Below are 266 nucleotides of genomic sequence, written 5' to 3'. Positions count from 1 at the left end.
GTTTCGCTGCGGGTCCTCGATATCGGCCGCCCGGATGCCTGGGAGGTACAGGGCCGTGGTGAACTCGCCCTCGCCATCCTCGTCGAGCAGATGCGGCGCGAGGGTTTCGAACTGACCGTCGGCAAACCGCAGGTGGTGACCCGGCAGGTCGACGGCAAGGTGCACGAGCCCTACGAAGAGCTCACCATCGACTGCCCGGACGAATACCTGGGTGCCATCACCCAGCTGCTGGCCGCCCGTAAGGGCAAGATGGTGCAGATGAACAA

General features: G+C 64.7%; 1 pseudogene. It reads left to right on the top strand.

From position 1 onward, the window contains the following. Positions 1 to 266: pseudogene (locus CUZ56_RS15120) on the top strand (translational GTPase TypA); the annotation flags it as partial.

This window comes from Saezia sanguinis, from assembly GCF_003991585.1.
GTDB classification, from domain to species: Bacteria; Pseudomonadota; Gammaproteobacteria; order Burkholderiales; family Burkholderiaceae_C; genus Saezia; species Saezia sanguinis.
This window is presented reverse-complemented; position numbering and strand designations above follow the sequence as displayed.